Source organism: Nostoc sp. NMS4 (assembly GCF_017115095.1).
Lineage (GTDB): Bacteria > Cyanobacteriota > Cyanobacteriia > Cyanobacteriales > Nostocaceae > Nostoc.
In genome coordinates this window covers 1-18,853 of record NZ_JABXKI010000118.1, presented here as the reverse complement: position 1 = coordinate 18,853, position 18,853 = coordinate 1, and the positions used below count along the sequence as shown (strand labels likewise).

At 40.8% G+C, this 18,853-nt stretch carries 13 protein-coding genes; 10 read left to right on the top strand and 3 right to left on the bottom strand.

Annotation, left to right across the window (positions count from 1 at the left end):
- The first annotated feature begins 432 nt into the window (after positions 1–432).
- From HWQ37_RS09230 to HWQ37_RS09190, 9 genes are all read left to right on the top strand, one after another.
- Entirely contained in the window at positions 433–1,365 is a 933-nt protein-coding gene (locus tag HWQ37_RS09230) for an iron-siderophore ABC transporter substrate-binding protein (protein ID WP_292746088.1), read from the top strand.
- A 26-nt stretch (positions 1,366–1,391) separates the two neighbouring features.
- Positions 1,392–2,693 (top strand): MFS transporter, encoded by a 1,302-nt coding sequence (locus HWQ37_RS09225; protein ID WP_292746086.1) that lies wholly within the window; start codon positions 1,392–1,394, stop codon positions 2,691–2,693.
- A 34-nt stretch (positions 2,694–2,727) separates the two neighbouring features.
- Positions 2,728–4,863, top strand: coding sequence for an acylase (locus tag HWQ37_RS09220; protein ID WP_292746084.1), 2,136 nt, complete (start codon positions 2,728–2,730; stop codon positions 4,861–4,863).
- A 236-nt stretch (positions 4,864–5,099) separates the two neighbouring features.
- Positions 5,100–6,131: a FecCD family ABC transporter permease gene (locus HWQ37_RS09215; RefSeq protein ID WP_292746082.1), complete on the top strand. Its 1,032-nt coding sequence runs from the start codon at positions 5,100–5,102 to the stop codon at positions 6,129–6,131.
- Complete coding sequence (locus tag HWQ37_RS09210) at positions 6,128–7,180, top strand: FecCD family ABC transporter permease (protein ID WP_292746080.1); 1,053 nt, start codon at positions 6,128–6,130, stop codon at positions 7,178–7,180. Before HWQ37_RS09215 ends, HWQ37_RS09210 begins: the two co-directional genes overlap by 4 nt.
- 234 nt (positions 7,181–7,414) lie before the next feature.
- Positions 7,415–8,269 carry an ABC transporter ATP-binding protein gene (locus tag HWQ37_RS09205; RefSeq protein WP_292746078.1) on the top strand — a complete coding sequence of 285 codons (855 nt, stop codon included), beginning with the start codon at positions 7,415–7,417 and terminating at the stop codon, positions 8,267–8,269.
- 252 nt (positions 8,270–8,521) lie between these two features.
- Positions 8,522–10,411, top strand: coding sequence for an ABC transporter ATP-binding protein (locus HWQ37_RS09200; protein ID WP_292746076.1), 1,890 nt, complete (start codon positions 8,522–8,524; stop codon positions 10,409–10,411).
- Positions 10,412–10,559: 148 nt separating this feature from the next.
- Complete coding sequence (locus HWQ37_RS09195; protein WP_292746074.1) at positions 10,560–11,867, top strand: recombinase family protein; 1,308 nt, start codon at positions 10,560–10,562, stop codon at positions 11,865–11,867.
- 672 nt (positions 11,868–12,539) lie between these two features.
- Positions 12,540–14,159: an ArnT family glycosyltransferase gene (locus tag HWQ37_RS09190; RefSeq protein WP_292746072.1), complete on the top strand. Its 1,620-nt coding sequence runs from the start codon at positions 12,540–12,542 to the stop codon at positions 14,157–14,159.
- A gap of 160 nt (positions 14,160–14,319) precedes the next feature.
- On the opposite strand, the gene HWQ37_RS09185 is transcribed toward HWQ37_RS09190, so the two are convergent.
- Positions 14,320–14,892 (bottom strand): hypothetical protein, encoded by a 573-nt coding sequence (locus HWQ37_RS09185; RefSeq protein ID WP_292746070.1) that lies wholly within the window; start codon positions 14,890–14,892, stop codon positions 14,320–14,322.
- A gap of 338 nt (positions 14,893–15,230) precedes the next feature.
- On the opposite strand from HWQ37_RS09185, the gene HWQ37_RS09180 reads away from it, so the two are divergent.
- Positions 15,231–16,235: a hypothetical protein gene (locus tag HWQ37_RS09180; RefSeq protein ID WP_292746068.1), complete on the top strand. Its 1,005-nt coding sequence runs from the start codon at positions 15,231–15,233 to the stop codon at positions 16,233–16,235.
- A gap of 665 nt (positions 16,236–16,900) precedes the next feature.
- Here the strand turns inward: HWQ37_RS09180 and HWQ37_RS09175 are convergent.
- Both HWQ37_RS09175 and HWQ37_RS09170 read right to left on the bottom strand, forming a co-directional pair.
- Positions 16,901–17,173, bottom strand: coding sequence for a hypothetical protein (locus tag HWQ37_RS09175; RefSeq protein ID WP_292746066.1), 273 nt, complete (start codon positions 17,171–17,173; stop codon positions 16,901–16,903).
- A complete protein-coding gene (locus tag HWQ37_RS09170; protein WP_292746064.1) occupies positions 17,157–18,449 on the bottom strand; it encodes a hypothetical protein in 1,293 nt (430 codons plus the stop codon). The genes HWQ37_RS09175 and HWQ37_RS09170 overlap by 17 nt, the downstream gene beginning before the upstream one ends.
- Positions 18,450–18,853 lie beyond the last annotated feature (404 nt).

The window sequence follows — 18,853 nt, the reverse complement described above, 5'->3', positions numbered from 1 at the left end:
GTAAGACTCTATATCTAAGCGATTGTCAGGGTGAGATTGTCGAAACAATTCCCCAATTTTATGTAGTGAATTTATTAGTAGATGTGCATGAAAACTATATAAAAATCCTAAATTAGTTGTGAAAAATATAGATAATACCAATTCTGTATGAAGATGCGCTAAACCATAAGTACAAGAAAGAAAAACGAACCGCAAAGGACGCATTCGCGCAGCGTCTCGTCAGAGAAGGACACAAAGAAAGAAGTTAAAAGGGTTTGGCAGAAATGGTATAAGGAAACGAACCGCCTTCTCTACGAGAGGCTCCGCCAACGCGCAGCGTCTCGTTAGAGAAGAACGCCAAGAAAAAAGAGATATGTAATTTTTACTCATGATTTAGGACTGCTATATGATATGAAAAAAAGATACGTATATTATTGCAATTTATGTATTTTGATGGCTATCTCGTTATTGTTTTTTGGCGTTTGCCACAGTGGTTTTAATCAAAGTACAGGTGAATCTAAATCACAGTTGTCAATGTCAGAATGTCGCTTAATTAAGCATGAATTAGGTGAAAGTTGTGTGCCTCTTAATCCGCAGCGTATTATTGTTGCAGAACAAATCACATTAGAACCTTTGATAGCATTAGGATTGAAACCAATAGGTATACCTGATGCTAGTTTTGTAGCTAGTAAAGCTAGTTTTCTTAAGAGTCAAATAGCTGGTATAACTTATATAGGCAAAGAGGATCAGTTGAATTTAGAAAAAGTATTGAAATTACATCCAGATTTAATTATTAGCTTATATGATATTAACTTAGAAACCTATCGATTATTTTCACAAATAGCTCCTACAGTCAAATTTAAATATGTTCACGATCGATGGCAAGAATCTTTTCGACAGATTGCTGAAGTATTAAACAAGGCTGAACAAGCTGAAAAGTTGCTGAATCAATACGAACAGCGATTAATAAAATTGCGGACTGCTTTAGATAATCACTTAAATAAACTAGAAGTTTCTGTCGGACGGTTTCATGGAGGAGTACAACTACCTGAGTTTCGTTCTCAATTTTCATTCCCTGTCAGTATTTTGAAAGAAGCCGGGATTGCTATGCCAAATGCTCAACGTCGGTTAGTTAAAAATCCTGACGACACTTTGGTAATACTAAACTTAGAACGTATAGACTTACTTGATGCTGATGTTTTATTTGTGGCGGTAGATCCTGGGGCTAGAGAATTATTCCAAAAATATCAAAAGACTCGTCTTTGGCAAACTCTGAATGTAGTTAAAAATCAGCGAGTTTATACTGTTGATTCTAGTTACTGGATTTTTGGAAGTATTCTATCAGCAAATGCAATACTTGATGATTTATTTAAGTATTTGAATTAATTAGTCAATCATCAGGAACGCTGCTCATGAAAACAGAAGTTAAATTTAGTAGTTTTCGTAATTTTATTATTGTCTGGATTGGTCAGTTGGTTTCGGCTATTGGTAGTAGTATGACCAGCTTTGCCCTGAGTATTTGGGTCTGGGAATCTACAGATAAGGTAACAACATTAACGCTTATAGGTTTCTATACGCTACTTCCTAGTATTGTGATTACTCCAATTAGTGGAGTGATTGTAGATCGCTGGAATCGGAAATTATTGATGATTGTTGGAGATAGCGTCGCTGTCGGAGTAACAATAGCGATCGCACTACTATATCTGACCCATAATTTGCAAGTTTGGCACTTATATGTTACAGGAGCTATTACAGGAATTTTTAATCAATTACAATCGCTGGCCTATTCTGCATCTGTAGGTTTAATGCTACCTCAAAAGCATTATTCCCGCGCTAGTAGTATGGAATTTTTATCAACTTATGGCGCGATAATTTTTGCACCAGCTTTTGCTGGCTACTTATATCATGTAGTCGGTTTGGTGGGAATTGCGCTGATTGACACTCTGACTTTTACTTGTGCAATTAGTACCGTGCTTTTGGTACACATCCCACAACCAAAATTTAGAGAATTTAACAGTCAACATCCAGAAAATATTTGGCAGGAATTGGGATTTGGTTGGCGTTATATCCAAACACACAAGAGCCTACTAGCTTTGTTAATGACCGCAATGCTATTTTGGTTTTTTCATGATGTTGGTAATGCTATTTACACACCGATGATTTTGGCACGTTCGGGCAATAACACTCTTTTGTTGGGCAGTTTAGCCTCAGCAGCAGGGATCGGTGGTGTGATGGGAGCATTAATCATGAGTGTCTGGGGTGGATCGAAGCATCGAATTAAGGGCTTTTTATGGGGAATGGTCGGTGCAGGGTTGAGTAAAACCATTTTTGGGTTGGGAAATACAGCCTTCGTTTGGATTGGCGCTCAATTTTGTTCTTCGCTCAATTTCCCCTTAAATGGCAGTTCCGAGAATGCCATTTGGCTAACAAAAGTTACTCCTGAAGTACAAGGTCGAGTTTTTGCAGTGCGATCGCTACTTTTCCAGATATTCTCAGCTATAGCCTATTTAATTGCTGGGCCTCTGGCCGATCGAGTTTTTGAACCAGGAATGAAACAAAATGGTCAGCTAGCATGGCTTTTTGGCAATATATTTGGCATCAATAAAGGCGCTGGGATGGCACTGTTATACGTTCTATGTGCTTTATGTATGTTGTTCGTGGGTGTGTTTGGATTTAATGTCCGTTTGCTACGAAATATAGACGAAAAGCACTAAATTTTTCCAGTCAAATTAATTTAATCAAACCATCATGTTAAATATTAGGGTGTATTTGTGGCTATTTGACCAGCCAATACTGAAAAGAAAATTATCTAGATTTTTAGCTTTTATCCTCAGTGCCATTTTAGTTGTCGTTTTGGCAAATAACAGTTTTGCGACTACACCCAGAACTACAGAGCTATTATGGGATACTTATGGCATACCACATATATATGGCAAAGATGCTCCAAGTGCTTTCCAGGCGTTTGGTTGGGCGCAGATGCAAAGTCATGCTAACTTGCTATTGCGCCTCTACGGTCAAGCTAGGGGAAAAGCAGCCGAATACTGGGGAGAAGAGTATTTAGAATCTGATAAATGGGTACTGACGATGGGAGTACCTAATCGTGCTAATTCTTGGTATCAGGCACAAAGTCCAGCTTTTCGTAGTTACATAAATGCCTTTGCTAATGGGATAAATACTTATGCCAAAGCACATCCTGATTTAATTGATGAGCAAGTAAAAATAGTATTACCTGTGAAGCCAGAGGATGTATTGGCGCATTTGCAAAGAGTCCTGTATTTTACTTTTGTCGTTAATCAAGGACAAGTAGCAGATATTACTCATACTAAATCGGAAGCTGGTTCTAACGGTTGGGCGATCGCACCTAAACATTCTGCCAGTGGTAAAGCGATGTTGTTGGCAAATCCCCACACGTTATGGTCAGATTTATTTATCTGGTACGAAGCCCAAATTACTGTGCCAGGGATGAATGCTTCGGGAGCAGCTTTGGTGGGAATTCCGGTTTTAGCGATCGCCTTTAATGATTATTTGGGTTGGACTCATACCGTCAATACCCATGATGGTTGGGATGTATACAAGTTGAAATTGGCTGATGATGGTTATCTTTTTGATGGCAAAGTCCATCCTTTTACAACATCAAAGTTTTTGTTAAAAGTCAAGCAAAAAAATGGCTCGTTAGTCGAACAACCATTATTAGTTAAAAGTTCCGTTCACGGTGCAGTCGTTCAAGAAAAAGCTGGGTTTGCTGTGGCGCTGCGGGTTGTCGGTACAGACCGTCCCGGTGTGTTGGAGCAGTGGTGGGATATGGCGCGTTCTCAAAATTTAACCCAATTTCAAAAGGTATTGAAACGCTTGCAATTACCGATGTTTACCGTCATGTATGCAGACCGAGCCGGACACATTATGCACCTATTCAACGGTTTAGTGCCGATTCGTCAACAAGGAGATTTTCAATACTGGGAAGGCTTAATTCCTGGCGGCACATCCAAAACTTTGTGGAAAAAAATGCACCCATACCAAGATTTACCGCGTGTAATTGACCCACCTAGCGGTTGGTTGCAAAATGCCAACGATCCACCTTGGACAACGACTTTTCCAACTGTTATCAAAGCAGATGATTACCCTGCTTATATGGCTCCACGAGGAGAAATGTCTTTCCGGGCACAAAGTTCTGCAAAAATGCTGGCTGAAGATCCAAAAATTTCTTTTGAGAAAATGATTGAGTACAAACATTCCACCAAAATGGAACTTGCAGAACGCATCCTCGATGACCTAATTTCTGCGGCTCAAACTTATGGCGATGAATTGACCGGTCGTGCTGCTGATATTTTGGCTGCTTGGGATCGCAATTCTAATGCTGATAGTCGAGGCGCGGTGTTGTTTTCTTTTTGGTGGCAAGAAATGGATGAAAATCAAACTTTTAGGATTCCTTGGAGTGAGAACTCGCCGCGCACCACACCCGATGGTTTAAAAGACCCAAAAAGTGCGGCGAAGGCGCTAGAAATAGCAGCAGCTAAAGTTGAAAAAGCTTATGCAAAGCTAGATGTTGCTTGGGGTGAAGTCTTCCGAGTGCGTCGCGGAAACTTAGATTTACCTGCCAATGGTGGCGCTGGGGATCTAGGAATATTCCGCGTCCTCCATTTTGCTCCAGCTAAGGATGAACGCTTTCAAGCCGTATTGGGTGATAGCTATGTTGCAGCCGTTGAGTTTTCGCAACCAGTAAAGGCAATGGCTCTCATCAGCTACGGTAACGCGACTCAACCCGGTTCGCCTCACATTACCGACCAATTACCACTATTTTCTCAGAAGCAATTGCGTCCTGTTTGGCGAACTCGTGCAGAAGTATTAGCACACTTGGAGGAACACAAAACTTTTTCACAGCTATGAGTTATGAATCAATTGCTTGTCTGTAAAGATCGCACTTAAGAACTTCCAAATAAAAAAATATCCAATTAATTCTTGTGGGGTGGGCATCTTGCCCGCCCAGTCCATAGGCGGGCAAGATGCCCACCCCACAATATTGGATAATTTATTTCTTGGCGATCGCACTTATTAGTCTACCTTTACCAGCGTTGTCAGAAAACAAACAACAATTACACTGCTTGAAGCCAGTAATATGAACAATGAGTAGATCCGTTCCCTCATCAGCCAGAGGATTTTTATCATCCCTAACATTTCCCGTTGGGGGTTTAATTGTGGGATTGCTAATTCTGCTGATTTGTCTAATTTTCAGCGTCTCATTTGGCGCAGCAGACATTCCCCTGGATCGGATACTCACGGCGTTTATTCAATTTGACGGTAAGAGAGAACATTTAATTATTCAAACTGTTCGCTTACCGCGATCGCTTTTGGCAATATTAATTGGTGCAGCAATGTCTACTGCTGGCGCAATTATGCAGGGTGTGACTCGCAATCCGTTAGCCGATCCTGGTATTTTGGGAGTGAATGCAGGTGCAGCTTTTGGTGTAGTCATTAGTATTTTTTTATTTGGCACATCTGCACCAAGCGTTTATATTTGGTGTGCGTTTATTGGTGCTGGTGTTACCGTTGTTAGTGTCTATATTTTTGCTTCTCTGGGACGTAGCGGTATAACTCCCTTAAATCTGACAATTGCGGGTGCGGCTATTAGTAGCTTACTCTCTTCATTAACAACGGGAATTTTAATAGTCAGTCAAACAACTTTGGAAAAAATTCGCTTTTGGTTGGCTGGTTCTTTGGCGGGTATGGATGAAGGGATTATTTTTCAAATCTTACCTTACATTTGTATTGGGATGATTTTGGCATTTGGTTTAGCAAGACAAATCACTATTTTAAGCCTGGGAGAAGATATTGCCAAAGGTTTAGGTCAACAAACTTTATGGATAAAAATTGCCGCCGCCGTCAGTGTTTTACTCTTAGAAGGTAGTTCCGTTGCTGCTGCGGGTTCAATTGGGTTTATTGGTTTAGTTATTCCCCATATAGTTAGGTTTGTAGTTGGGGTAGATTACCGTTGGATATTACCTTATAGTGCAATTTTTGGCGGAATATTACTGTTAGTCTCCGATATTTTGGCGCGATTATTAATTCGACCGCAAGAAATACCCGTGGGAATTATGACAGCTTTAGTTGGTGCGCCCTTCTTCGTTTACTTAGCCAAATATCAAGTAAAAAAATGAAGAAAAATTCACTTATTTTTCGTTCTGCAAAACTAGGATTTTCCTTTCGGATTCAAAACAAAGTTCCCAGTATTTTATTTATCTTGACAATTATTACATTAGTAGTAATAGTAATTAACACTTCTGTGGGAGAATACCCAACATCACCACTAGTGGTAGTTCAAACTATATTAGGAATCGATACAGGAAATCCCGATTATGCTTTTATAATTAATACTCTACGTTTACCCAGAATCTTAACTGCTTGTTTGGTAGGAATAGCTTTAGCAGTTTCTGGCACAATCATGCAAAGTTTAACTCGAAATTCTTTAGCCGATCCCGGAATTATTGGGATTAATTCAGGTGCAAGTCTTGCAGCTGTAAGTGTAATTGTATTATTCCCAAATTTTCCCACAGAATTTTTACCTTTATCAGCTTTTGGGGGTGCGTTAGTTGCATCTTTATTAATTTACTTTTTAGCGTGGGATCGAGGACTTCATCCTGTTCGCTTAATTTTAATTGGTGTGGGAATTTCGGCTGTCGCTAGTGCTTTTACTAGTTTGATAGTGACATTTGGTCAAATTTATGATGTCAGTCAGGCTTTAGTTTGGTTAGCCGGTAGCGTTTACGGTAGAACTTGGGAACAGGTTTTTGCTTTTTTACCTTGGATAGTTATATTTGTGCCTTTGGCTTTAATTAAAGCACCAGAATTAAATGCTTTAAATTTAGGAGATGATATTGCCAAAGGTTTAGGTAGTAAAGTTGAATGGCAGCGCAGTTTATTATTATTAATTAGTGCGGCACTTTCGGGTGCAGCCGTAGCAATTGCGGGAACAATTGGATTTGTGGGATTAATTGCTCCCCATATTGCCCGTCAGTTAGTAGGTGGAAATCATCAAGGCTTGATTCCAGTGGCAGGAATGACAGGAGCAATGATTGTAGTTTTATCTGATTTTATTGGCAGAATTATTTTTGCTCCTATCGAAATTCCCTGCGGAATTGTTACTGCTGTGATTGGTGCGCCATATTTTATTTATTTATTAATTCACAATCGAAATAGTAAGACCTAATTCTGTATGAAGATGCGCTAAACCATATTTAAGTATGAGAAAGGAAAACGAACCGCAAAGTACGCAAAGTACACAAAGAAAGAAAGGTTTAGCGTAGCCTCACAAAGAAATGGTATAAGATTTAATTCAACAGATTTACTATTAATTAAAAAATGTTGCTGGGTGTAGTCATATGTTGCAAAATATTAAGTTGTATCGTTCCTGAGTTATCAAAATATTACCCTAAATTTAATTATGTCAACTTTATTATCTAGCAATCATCTACGTTACCAAATATCAGCAAATAACTTAACTTTAGGCTACAATAATGTAACTATTATTAAAAATTTAGATTTAGATATACCATCAGGTAAAATAACTGCTTTAGTTGGCGCAAATGGCTGTGGAAAATCTACTTTATTACGAGGTTTAGCAAGGTTATTAAAACCTCGTGTTGGCACAATTTATTTAGATACAACAGATATATTTCAGCTATCAACAAAAGATGTTGCCAAGAAGTTAGGAATTCTTACTCAAGGACCTGTTGCACCAGAAGGATTAACTGTTAGAGATTTGGTAGCTTGTGGGAGATTTCCTTATCAAAATTGGTTGCAGCAGTGGACAAAAGAAGATGAAAGATTGGTGGAGCTAGCGTTAGAAATTACTGGGATTAAAGACTTAGGGGAACGCGAGTTAGATACTCTTTCTGGTGGACAGCGACAACGTGCTTGGATTGCAATGGCGTTGGCTCAAGATACGGATATTTTATTGTTAGATGAACCGACTACTTTTTTAGATTTGGCGCACCAAATAGAAGTTTTAGATTTATTGTATGATTTGAACCAAAATCAGCGACGGACGATTGTGATGGTATTACATGATTTGAATCACGCCTGTCGTTATGCTGATTATTTAGTGGCGGTAAAAGAAGGCCAAATTTTTGCTGTTGGCGAACCTAATTTAGTGATGACTGAAAAGATGGTAAGGGAGGTGTTTGGGTTGGAATGTTGGGTTATCCCAGATCCGGTTTCAGGGACACCGATGTGTATACCGATGGGAAGAAAGGGGAGAAGAACGAACCACAGAGACGCAGAGAACACAGAGGAATGAGGAGGAGAGAGTTTTTTGGCCAGTTTTTTATTTGGAAGTCCCTAATACCAATTCTGTATGAAGATGCGCCAAACTATATGAGGAACGAACCGCAAAGGGCGCATTCGCGCAGCGTCTCGTCAGAGAAGGACACAAAGAAAGAAAGAAAATTTGGCGCAGCGTCACAAAGAAATGGTATAACTTGTGGCTATTTGGAATTGAGATCACAACGTCTATCTGAGAATTTTGCTATTATTTGCTACTTTATAATATATGCAAATAATCGAGATTTCGCCATTCCAAGCATTTCGCCGGAGTGTAGCAACAGTGATACAGGTAGTTCCAAAGGAGCTACGCTATGTGACAATACTGACGTTAATGGGTGGTGCAGGGCCAGCGATCGCTATTTGGCTCAACAAAACGATTATTGATGAAATTACCCGCTTATTGAGTACGGGGACAACGCAGAATGCCGTCACCCTGATACTTTCGCAATCTCTGCTACTATACAGTATTGCAGGTTCACTGTTAGTAAATTTGGTGAGTGATGCGATCGCTAATATCAATGCCTTTGTGTATACTTCTCTGCGCGATCGCATTTTCGGCTTTGTCCAAGGACAAGTAATTGAAAAGGTTGCCACTTTTGAAGATATTGCTCTGTTTGAAACACCCGATTTGCTCAATTTGGTGCAGTTGACCGAAAAGGGAGTGCAACGACTTCCAGAGCTTTGTCTCAGGCTGGTGACGATGTTAGAAGGAATTTTTATCTTCATTCCAGCCATACTGCTTTCGGTGTCCCTTGCTTGGTGGGTACCACTAATTTTGTTTAGCTGCGTTACCCCGGTGATGTATGTGCAGATGAAATACCGTAAGCAAGCTTGGGGAGTAGAAAGAACTCAAGCGAGTGTTTTTCGGGAAATGAATTTATATAAAACGGTTTTAACCGGGGAAACATACGCCAAAGAAATACGCTTGTTTAGCTTGCAACCCTTACTACTAGAACGCTGGCACGGACTTTACCGTACCATTTTTAGAGCAATGGAACAAATCCGCCGTCGGGGGACAACAGCGGTTATTGGTTGGTCTTTATTGAGTGGGTTCGGCTTGGCGTTGCCATACATATATGTAATCCAGGGAGTGCTAGGCGGAACCCATACATTAGGAGATTTGGCACTTTACACTGGGGTAATTTTGGAAGTGCGTCGAAGTTTAGATAATCTGATGTCTGGCGGGTCAGAGTTATATAATATTGCACTAGCAACAACGCCGATTTTCCAGCTTTTGGAGTTAGAGCCGCAGTTGTCCCATTCTCATGCAGAGTTGCACTCAAAGTCAGTAACTAAGGTATGGGGAGAAATCAGAGAATCGGCTGCTAACAATCAAAATGATCTATCAGTTCGATCGCAAACAGGTATTGACATCAAAAATCTATCCTTTACCTATCCCAATAGCAATCGCCCAATTCTAAAAAACATCAACTTGACAATTCACCCCAACGAGATGATTGTACTGGTGGGTGAAAATGGTGCTGGCAAGACCACATTAGCAAAGCTATTATGTCGCCTCTACGATCCTAGCCAAGGTGCGATTATTTGGAATGGGCAGGATTTGCGATCGCTCCCATTAGAAGATTTGCGATCGCGGATTGATGTAGTGATGCAAGATTACGCTCGTTTTCCGACTACAGTACGAGAGAATGTTGCCTTTGGGGATTTACTTAAAATACAGGATGATGACGCAATTACAGAAGCGATCGCTGAGGCTGGTTTGGCAAGAGTAATTTCAAATCTCGATCGAGGTTTGGAAACTCTCTTAGGCAAACAGCTAGAAAGTGGTATTGATCTATCAGGAGGACAATGGCAAAGATTAGCGATCGCTCGTGCTTTGCTGCGACTCTCGGAAGCCGAACTAGTCATCCTTGACGAACCAACAGCAAACCTCGATCCGAAAACAGAACATGAGATTTACAATATTTTGCGTAACCTAGCGAAGGGAAGAATAGCCGTCGTAGTCAGCCATCGCCTCGCTTTGGCAAAACTAGCAGATCGAGTAGTAGTACTAGAACATGGTCAAATTATCGAAGTAGGCACTCATGACGAACTCATGGCACTAGGCGGACAGTATCACTTGATGTTTTGTCGTCAAGCGAGTAGTTACAACTGATACCATTTATTTATCAAAACAGAATTCAGAATTCAGGTGGTCACTTCGACTACGCTCTGTTACCACCTGACTGCTAAATTCTGACTCCTGAATTCTGACTCCTGAATTCTGACTCCTGAATTCTTCTTCAAGAGACTGCACTAAACCTTTGAAAATAATTGCCTACTCTTACACCGATCCACTATTAGAATCTTCTCCCGATCGCGGCGATTGGGGATGGGAGGTGGATCGGGTTTATGAAGATTTGGGCAAGCCAGACTCTTCTGGACGATCGCAATTACAACAATTATTTAGCGATTGCCAAACTGAACCAGCAGATTATCTCCTGATTCGTCGGTTAGAAGAATTGGGAGATACTGTAGAGGAAATTAGCGATCGCCTCAATCAACTCGAAGTCATGGGAATCGCAATAATCGCCACTGAACAGCCCTACACTTCCGAAAATTACCCTCTGGGTGCTGACTTGCTGAATTTGCTACACGCAATTCAACGTCAGCAACGTAGCCGCCGCATCCGCCAAGGACACGCCCGTAATCGTCTTGAGGTTGCACCGCCACCGGGCAAAGTTCCCTACGGCTATCGCAGAGGTAAGGGAAAATATACCATTGATCGCAGTACTTCACCAGTAGTTAAAGATTTTTTTGAACACTTTTTACTCTATGGTTCCCTGCGGGGTTCAGTGCGTTACTTGGCAAAAAAATACGGCAAGAAAATCTCCGTTACCACAGGAAGACGCTGGCTGACGAATCCAGTCTATCGCGGCAATACAGCCTACCATAATGGTGAAATTATCTCTAATACCCATATTCCCATAATTTCTAAGGAAGAAGCAGCCCAAGTTGACCGACTTTTACGCCGTAACAGCCGCTTACCATCCCGAACTGCTAGCGCACCGCGTTCTCTCGCGGGGTTGGTTGTTTGTGCTGAGTGTCAGTCACATCTGACAGTTACCCGTGTTACCCAACGCAACCAAGATAAAGAGTATCTTTATTTACGTTCTACTAGCTGTCCCCAACGCCCCAAATGTCAGGCTATTCCTTACCAAGAGGTGTTGGAACATACCATTGAAGCGGTTTGTCGTGATTTACCCTTAGCTGTCGCAGGGGTAAATTTTCCCCAGTTGGATGCAATCAAAAATAGTTTAGGGCAAGCGATCGCACGTCAGCAAGAAATACTCGCTCAGTTACCCGCTTTAATTGAAACTGGAATTTTAGATGACGAAACAGCAAAGTTAAGGGCTTACAAACTCCGCACAGAAATTTCTACACTTGAAGCAAAGTTGGCGATTCTCCCTCCAGTTAACTTACGTTCTGTTGCTCAAGCTGTTTCTATACCACAATTTTGGTTAGATTTGTCAGAAACAGAGCGACGATTTTACTTTCGAGAATTTATCAGACAAATTGAGATTGTTTATCAGAATCAAGAATTAAAACTCCAAATTATTTTCATTTTTTGATTACATAGAAATGCGATTGTAAGTGCTGCATTAAATATAAAATAAACTCTTAGTTTGTAGTGAGCGATTTATCGCTCAGATCAAAGATTATCAGAACTAAAGTCCTCAGTACAAAGTTTAATATATTTATGCCTATAACTAGCTTTTAGAGATTGCCTCGTTCCCAGTCTCCGACTGGGAATGCCTTTAAGAGGCTCCGCCTCTTGACTTGCGGCAGAGCCGCAAGGATCAGCATTTCCAGCCAGAGGCTGGAAACGAGGTTTATTCAAAATGGGTTTGATAGACCACTAGCTGTCATCCTAATAAATGTTCACCATGCTATTTAAACTATGTAGTAATTCGTTACTGAATTGCTGAATTTAGACAAATAAAACTAAGTAGCAAAAAGTAAATTTAGCATCGCCTTAAAAATAAAATATAAGTTCATTTACTGACTAATAAACAGGTAATAAATAATCAAGTGCTTGTATTATTTTTATCATTTGTATTGTGAAATGTTATTTAAGTAACCAATATAAATTTTTCAAAAAATAGCGCTAATTATAAAAAATTGAGTTAATCTTGGAAACTAGCAATTGTTAAGAACATACGTTGTTACTGGGTGGCAACATTGGAGATTCGCTAGATGTCTCTATGTAATCAAACCAGCAAGTAAAATGATTACCAGAGAATATGCAAGAAGGAAGCTTTATTTGGAGTCATCTGGAAAAACAGCATCGCACGGTTAGCAAATGGGTTGATTGGGTATGGCTAATAGTATTGCTGTTGGCAGCAGTATTACTGTTTAGCATCAACCTGGGAGGATTGCCCCTGCGAGATTGGGACGAAGGAACTGTGGCACAGGTTGCTCGTGAAATTTGGCACGCCCCAGCAGGTTCAATGCCTTGGCTTTACCCAACGTTAGGAGGCGAACCATATCATGACAAGCCGCCTTTGATGCATTTGCTAATAGCTTGGGCTTATTCTCTAGGAGGCGAAAATGAGTTGACAACCCGCCTCCCTGGAGCAATTTTAACAGCGACATCTGTACCTTTACTGTATTGCATTGCTCGTGAGATATTTCGCCAACGTTGGGCAGCGATTTATAGCGCCTTGATTTACCTAACAATGCTACCTGTGGTACGTCATGGGCGGTTAGCAATGTTAGATGGGGCGATGGTAAGTTTTTTGATGGTGATGATGTTATGCGTGTTGCGATCGCGCCGAGATTTACGTTATTGTCTTGGTGTTGGCGTTAGCTTTGGGTTTATTTGTTTAACTCAAGGACTACTAGGTGTATTACTCGGTGCGATCGCACTTGTATTTCTATTTTGGGATACGCCACGACTGCTCACTTGTTACTATCTTTGGATTGCAATCTTAATTGGCATTCTACCTGTCGCTGCTTGGTATAGTGCCCAACTAATCCACTATGGTTATACTGTCGCTCAAATTGGCTTTGCAAACCCATCACCAGGCCGAATTAGCTCAGTCTTAGAAGGGAATCCTGAACCACCTTGGTACTATGTGATTGAGCTTTTCAAATACACATGGCCGTGGTTATTATTCTTACCACAAACTGTCCGCTTAACTTGGGAAAATCGCAACCTTAGCTGGGCAAAACTAGTAATGGCATGGAGTGGTGTTTATCTATTGGTAATTTCCTTTATGATTACCAAAGTTCCCTGGTATCTATTCCCGATTTACCCTAGTTTAGCTTTAGCTTTTGGTATCCAATTATCAGAAACAGAAAATTCGCCTTTACTCTCATCTTATCCCCGTGCTTGGGTGGCCGGTTTGGCAATACTTGCTGTGGCTGCTTCTGCTGGTAGCATTTATTTCAGTTCGGGTACAACACCAAAAACAGACTTACAACTGATTTTTGCCGCCGTAGCTTTAACTATGACCTTAGCAGCTATTTTGGCAGAACGAGGCGACGGACAATTTCTGAAGATTTTGTTTTGGGGAAGTTATATTTCGCTGTTGTTGTTAATGAAATCTAACTACTGGGTTTGGGAATTATCTGAAGCCTATCCAGTTAAACCAGTCGCCGCCATGATTGTACGGGCAAATCCAGCCACGAGGAAGATTTACACATCTTTTCCTTACCATCGTCCCTCGTTGGATTATTATAGCGATCGCACCATCATTCCCGCTTCTGTTGGTGAACTGGAATATTATTGGCACTACAACGGCCAACCCTACTTCTTACTTCATGCATCTGCTTTCAACAATCTTGAACTAGATTCAATGAAGTTAATTGACCAAGCTGAAGGTTGGAAGTTAGTCACAAAAGATACTAATCGATTGTAACTATTGGGCATTGGGCATTGGGCATTGGGAAAGAGAAGGAAGGAGGCAGGAGTTCTTGAATTTTGAATTTTGTTAGCGCAGCGTTAGCGAGTCATCGAGCGTCATTTTGAATTGATTGCTCCCTCATCTCCCTCTGCCCCCTGCGTTTTCTACTACCTGCTTAAGGCCAAGGATTTGCAGGTTGGTCATTAATCTTAACCCAATAGCGGTTACACTCTGCCAAACCGTTTTTATAGCCATAGGCTTCTGCCCAGAAACTCCATCCAGCGAAATACCCAGTACCATCATGGAATTCTGCCATCCGATATCCAGAGATACCACGAACAATTTGTCCTACCTGGTTGCATATATTGTCTGCAACTGCTTCAGACGTTAATTGTTTTCCTTGGATATTGGGAATCACTAACACTGTACCACCAGACCAAGAGGCGTAAGTCGCACCGCCAGGAGATATGGTAGACAGAGGCAGACCTACTGGTACTGGAGCATTTGTCTTTTTAATGCAGAGCAGTGAGCGATATTCGTTGATACTAGTGTCGCCTTCATAAGGATTAGTACCGCCAAGTTGACCATTATCCGAACCGAACAAAACATAGGTTTTGGAGTTAAGTACTAAAGGTTTTCCTAAAACTTTCCAGGTCATTGCCTTAGTATTCGCTTGAGCTATAGAAATTGAAACAGTCATCATCAATCCAACTGTTGCGACACTGGTTGCTAAAATTTTGTTGAACATGGTTTTTTTACCTAAAACAAAATCACTTTTAAAACTACAACAAATTAAGTAATTTCTCTGAGATGGCATTTTTATCTTATAAAAATTAATATTTGACATTTTTATAGGAATTTTCACTGCCACAAAATAAACGTTCGGGAAAAAATCAGATTGTCGCCAAAAAGTAATTGTAATCGTGTAGCGATCGCTTTCTTGCAAAAAGTGTAAAAAATCTGCGATTTAGTTTAAAGAAATGATGAATTACGTAATTTTACGGTTTTGCTAGCAAGATTAATTTCTCTATGCTTTAAGTGTTACGAAATGTTTCATTTATTAAAATTAGCAATTAGGTGCTGAGAATGCCACAAAGCCTTTCATTGTTACCAGAACCAGTAAGAAAGCTTGAGATAGTAGCAAATCAACCATTTTCAGAAGCATGGGCGAAGAAATATTTGCGAAATCTAGCTGAACAAGACGATCGCATCGAAGTTCTCAAGCACAGTGAAATCGCAAGTGAGGTTGCAAAAACGTTAATGCAAGCACTCCGAACCACGAGTCTTCAAGCGTGGGGAAGAACAGAAGCGCTTTTGTCTGAAGAGGTGATTCGGCATCAAATTGACCCGGAATTAATCGATCCGTGGGCAGTCGCAAAGGATACCCACCAGATTTATCAAACTGCTCTCTCAGCCTATGCCGAACAGATTTCCCCAGCGAAGTTTTCTACTCAGATTGCCAGGAATTTGGGAAAAATTCGGCAGAACTATACAGCAGAAGATCCTAGAGTGATCGGGTTTATTAGTATGCAGTTTCATTACAGTGGACAAATACTACTCAACTTGACACCGCCAGCGCAGCAATCATCGCTGAGTGCTTACTTCAAGGTGATTGATGACCATCTTTATATGCCGCTTCAGCGTGCTTACCAAGCAGCAGCCGAATATGCTTACGACGCGCCAGCATTACAAGCTGTCCAGAAAATTTTGCCATTGTGCAGCGAGATTGCGACCAAGATTGCAGAACGGGTGACGCAGATGTATCCCAATTATCAATGCCATACAGGTCGTTTAAGTAACACTAATGTTCAAATTTCGAGTGTTCGTGATATAGAGATGTTCCAGGTGTATCTGTGGGTCTGTGTTTTGGAGAACAATATTAGCTCCGTACAACAAGAACTATTTCCCCTGTGTATCATGCTTTATCCCCGATTAAAGGTACGCTGGGAATTGGTACGGCAATTGATTCACTTACTAGGCAATGAGATCCGCTCTCGTCTAGAACCGCAACAAGCTGCTTATTTTCTCCCTTACTATGAATCGTTGTGGGCAATGTTTTCATCCCAAGTATTGCCGGACAGCAAATTATAAATGCTCTAGTACCGCAAGGCGGAATTCAAAATTCAAAAAATCAAATAGGATTGCTATAAGTTAAAAATATTTGTATAGAAAAGCACGTATTAACTTAATAATTATCCGCCTCTTTAGTTAGAGGATAAATGAAGTCGTAAGCTGGTGTAATTTAACAATGCGTAACAGCTAATCAACGCGCAAGTTATAAGGAGTGATGAGTGAGGTGTCAATACTAGAAAATCTCGTCACTCCTTTTTACTTATTTCAGCCTATTAGGGACTTCCAAACAAAAAAACATCCCAAATTTTCTTGTGGGATGGGCCGAAAAGCCATTGGTGTCAACTTAAGGTAGAATCCATGTCCCGCAAGGAACTTTAGTTCCTTGCTCATAGCAAAAGTCATCTGAAGATGACTAAATATCTCCAAAAATATTTAGTCATCTTCAGATGACTTTTGCTATTAGACTTGGAATTCATTCCAAGTCGGGTGAGGAAAGCAACAGATAAGCCATTTCTAACTCAAGTTGACACCAATGGCATCTTATGGCGCTCGTGTCGCCCACCCCACAAGATGGATAATTTATTTCTTGGAAGTCCCTTAAGGTGTCGCGGAAGTCCCCACCTTCAATGTACTCATAAGGTGGGGATTGTGAGCGGGGGGTGAGGATTGCATCTGGAATTGATTTAAAACTCAAGTAAAAACAAATTCCAGATGTATGACGAATCCCTAGTATTTTCTGGTAAGATAGCTACTGTCTTGACCACCAATGCCGTAAGCGAAAACCAAGCTGTATAGGTAAGTGTCGCAAGAGAAAGATTTGGGTCTTGGGAACCAGGACTCCTGCCCTTGGAGGGAATGTCAGACTTTCTAAGTACTACGAAGTCCTGGAGGCTATTCCCGATAAATTGGGAAGCTCCGTCCGTCTTACGGCGGAGTAGTTCACCGAATGCCATCATTATCAATGGCGCTGTAGCTGTCGCTGGGGAAAAGCCCCAACCAAGGATCGGAACTAGGAGTTAAAAATAGTTGGGCGTATACTTGTTCATTGAGCGCTTCCACACTCCTTGTTTGCTTACCCTGCATAAACCATTGATGAATTTGGCTGTGCAGCATATATTCATTTCTGACTGTATCTAAAGCCATTGTGTTTTCAAATTTTTTCACTATTATCGGCAAATTATCTTCTTGAGTCTTGGCAGACTGAGACTTTTTAGCTCTAATTAGAGAGATACTGTTTCGATCTAGCTTGACATCGGCGGCATAGAGTTGAGCGATTTTGTTCCAAACTTTCTGGTCAGTAATTTCAGATAAGGCATTTTGATTCCGTTCAGCATTAGACTGGATGGCACTCAGCATTGGTGTTTCAACTCTCATTTTAGAAACTGCTAGAGAGCTTGCTATTTCTGCTGTCGGTGGTTGATTGGGATTGCTCGGAATTTCCAGCAACTTCGGGGGAGACTGGATACCCAGGCGGGATAAATCTGCAACCCATTGGGCTTGGATAGAATTTAGGCGATCGCTGTGGTATTTTCTTAAATAAGACTCGCGATCGCTTGGTGTAAGTTTACTGTAATTTTTTACTGCTAATTCGGCCTGCTGTAGCTGACGCAAAAATGCCTTGGGACTATATAACCCTGGAATTGCATCGATTGGACGACCTGATGCATCCAATACATAATGAATGCTATTACCTGTAATTGTTCGCTCCAATTTGCGCCCGTCGCCAAAATCAATAGTTACTTTGGGTACAGGGCGCACTGACTGCCAATGCAAAATGAAGCGGTCTTGAAGCAGTTTAGAAATTTCAACATTCGGATAGAGCGCAACTCTGAAAAACCTACTATTAGCACAACTCAAATCCTGATCCAGTCTACCCAGCAACCGCAGAGATAGAATGGGTTTACCACTAATTCTAGCAGCAGCTTTGGCCTGTTCTATATCAGTGTACCAGTACAGACGAGAGGCGTAACAGTCCCGTTGTTGACAAAGTTCGTCTAAAGCTAACCGAAGTGCAGGGGAAGGTAGAACTGCTCCTGAAGAATCGTTATCGAGTATATTAGCATGAGATTTAAGAAATATTTGTAACCCTTTTGGGCCTTGTTTCCGAAGCACAGAAACTTCTTGAGATAACTTGGAGATTTCAGCTACAGGAGTTTGAGCATTAGCTGTTTGCAAAAAACTGAAGCTGACTAGCATGAGTACGAAAGGATATTTTAGGGTTCTAAATTTCATATATTTTCAGAAAAATAGGGGGTGCGAGTGTCGCCATTAGTAACTAGAAAACTCTACTTTAACTTGTAAGAATCCCCAATGTTTATATTCTCAGTATTTACTTAATGTAGTCAGATTAGTATACATTCCTGAAATATAGACGTATTTTCAAACTCAAGTTTTATTAAAAGTTCATATAATTTTTCCTTTACAGCATTTTGCATCCAAATGAAGTACACCCTTACCCCCCTTAATCCTCCCTTATACAGCACTTCCGGCAGCTATGAGGTACATCCTCAAAACTGAAAGCTATGCTAGGAGGGGGCAAGGATAAAAACTGTATTGCATAATAGCCGGAAGCGCTGTAAAGGCTATCCATTAGTCACATCTTTCTTAATGTTTCTGTAAAGGAGTCAGGGAAAGGA

Excerpts from the sequence above, each read along its gene's own strand:
- HWQ37_RS09230 (WP_292746088.1), top strand. The coding sequence starts at position 433 with ATGGCTATCTCGTTATTGTTTTTTGGCGTTTGCCACAGTGGTTTTAAT.
- HWQ37_RS09225 (WP_292746086.1), top strand. The coding sequence starts at position 1,392 with ATGAAAACAGAAGTTAAATTTAGTAGTTTTCGTAATTTTATTATTGTC.
- HWQ37_RS09220 (WP_292746084.1), top strand. The coding sequence starts at position 2,728 with ATGTTAAATATTAGGGTGTATTTGTGGCTATTTGACCAGCCAATACTG.
- HWQ37_RS09215 (WP_292746082.1), top strand. The coding sequence starts at position 5,100 with ATGAGTAGATCCGTTCCCTCATCAGCCAGAGGATTTTTATCATCCCTA.
- HWQ37_RS09210 (WP_292746080.1), top strand. The coding sequence starts at position 6,128 with ATGAAGAAAAATTCACTTATTTTTCGTTCTGCAAAACTAGGATTTTCC.
- HWQ37_RS09205 (WP_292746078.1), top strand. The coding sequence starts at position 7,415 with ATGTCAACTTTATTATCTAGCAATCATCTACGTTACCAAATATCAGCA.
- HWQ37_RS09200 (WP_292746076.1), top strand. The coding sequence starts at position 8,522 with ATGCAAATAATCGAGATTTCGCCATTCCAAGCATTTCGCCGGAGTGTA.
- HWQ37_RS09190 (WP_292746072.1), top strand. The coding sequence starts at position 12,540 with ATGCAAGAAGGAAGCTTTATTTGGAGTCATCTGGAAAAACAGCATCGC.
- HWQ37_RS09185 (WP_292746070.1), bottom strand. The coding sequence starts at position 14,892 with ATGTTCAACAAAATTTTAGCAACCAGTGTCGCAACAGTTGGATTGATG.
- HWQ37_RS09180 (WP_292746068.1), top strand. The coding sequence starts at position 15,231 with ATGCCACAAAGCCTTTCATTGTTACCAGAACCAGTAAGAAAGCTTGAG.
- HWQ37_RS09175 (WP_292746066.1), bottom strand. The coding sequence starts at position 17,173 with ATGATGGCATTCGGTGAACTACTCCGCCGTAAGACGGACGGAGCTTCC.
- HWQ37_RS09170 (WP_292746064.1), bottom strand. The coding sequence starts at position 18,449 with ATGAAATTTAGAACCCTAAAATATCCTTTCGTACTCATGCTAGTCAGC.